The organism is Halogeometricum sp. CBA1124, assembly GCF_009741955.1.
GTDB classification, from domain to species: Archaea; Halobacteriota; Halobacteria; order Halobacteriales; family Haloferacaceae; genus Halogeometricum; species Halogeometricum rufum.
Map to the genome: position 1 here is coordinate 1 of NZ_WPCD01000350.1, position 1554 is coordinate 1554.

Annotated in this window: 2 protein-coding genes; one reads left to right on the forward strand and one right to left on the reverse strand. The window is 71.8% G+C overall.

The features are described 5' to 3' along the window. Positions 1-187: hypothetical protein (locus tag GJ632_RS24480; RefSeq protein ID WP_231751752.1), on the reverse strand; the 187-nt coding region annotated here is incomplete at its 3' end. 311 nt (positions 188-498) lie between these two features. On the opposite strand from GJ632_RS24480, the gene GJ632_RS21400 reads away from it, so the two are divergent. Beyond that, positions 499-1344: an AIR synthase-related protein gene (locus GJ632_RS21400; protein ID WP_191453974.1), complete on the forward strand. Its 846-nt coding sequence runs from the start codon at positions 499-501 to the stop codon at positions 1342-1344. The last annotated feature ends 210 nt before the right edge of the window (positions 1345-1554 follow it).

The following is a 1554-nucleotide window of genomic DNA, read 5'->3' on the forward strand; positions in this document are numbered from 1 at the left end:
GTTCTCGTCGGCGGCGCGTCGTGACTCCGAGGTCGTCGAGTCCTCCCTCACCGTGTTCCTCCTTCGGTCGGCGACTGACGAACGGCGTCGGCGGGCGCGGTGGAGGGCCGATAGCTCCGACGAGCGGTCGGAACGCGCGGCACCGGAGCGCCCGGTCCGCATCCGGGTGACATCGAATCGTCCTCACCGACGACATATCGCCTGGTATATCTTACGGCAGTTCCGGGGGCGACAACGGCACGTTGAAACCGACCGCCGTCGACCGTCCCCCATGAGCGACCTCGGAAAGGTGGACCGCGCGTTCTTCGACCGGTACGTCTTCTCGAACCTCGGTGCCGACCGCGACGACGTCGCCCTCGGTCCGACCCACGGCGTCGACTTCGGCCTCCTCGACGTCGACGGGACGGCCGTCGCCGTCGCCACCGACCCCGTCTCCGTCCTGCCGGACCTCGGACTCGCCCGCGCCGCCGGTTCGCCCTCGACTTCGTCCTCGCCGACGTGGCCGTCTCGGGGCTTCCGCCCTCCCACCTCGCCGTCACCTTCACGCTCCCGCCCGACTTCGAGGACGAGGCGTTCGCCGAACTGTGGACGGCGATGCACGAGGAGGCCGCGGACCTCGGCGTCAGCATCGTCACGGGGCACACCGCCCGCTACGCCGGGTGTTCGTTCCCGTGGGTCGGCGGCGCCACCGCTCTCGCCGTCGGCGACCCCGGTGACGTGATTCGCCCCGACGGGGCCCGCGTCGGCGACGACGTCCTCGTCACGAAGGGGCCGGCCGTGGAGGCGACGGGTCTGCTGACGACGCTGTTCCCCGACCAGTTCGACCTCCCGGCAGATACGCTCCGCGAGGCGCAGGCCCGCCTGGACGAGGCCGACTGCGTCCGCGACGCGATGACCGCGGCGGCCGCCGGCGGCGTCCACGCGATGCACGACGCCACCGAGTGCGGCCTGTTCGGCGCGCTGAACGAAGTCGCCGACGGCGCGGGCGCCACCTCGACGTCTCGACCGACGAGATACCGGTTCGCCCGGGCGTCCGCGAGGCGTGCGCGTTCCTCGATATCGACCCGTGGACGGCGACGACGGGCGGCACGGCTGGTGCTCGCCGTCGACCCCGACTCGACGGCGGCCGTCGTCTCGGCGCTCGAATCCGAGGGGCGCCCGTCGGCGTCGCCGGCACCGTGCGCGAAGGGACCGGCGTCACCGTGGACGGCGAGTCGGTGCCGCACCCCGAGGTGGACCCGTCGTGGGCGGCCTACGAGGAACTGGCGCGGCGGAGCGAGTCACCGTAGCCCGCGCGGGTTCGGGCGCGCCTGCCGGCGACCGACGGGCGGCCGATTCGTCTGAGCCCGCCGGAGGAGAACGTTCAACTCGGGTCCGCGTGACCGCGTATCGGATGGACAGAAACGGATTCGTGAAGCTCTCGTTGCTCGCGTTCGGCCTGATACTGCTGAGCTTCGTGATTCTCGGTCTCTCGCGCATCGTGCTCCCCTACCGAACCGCGCGACTGCTCTCGGCGCCGACGACGTTCCTCGCCGCCCTCCTCGTCGCGTACCT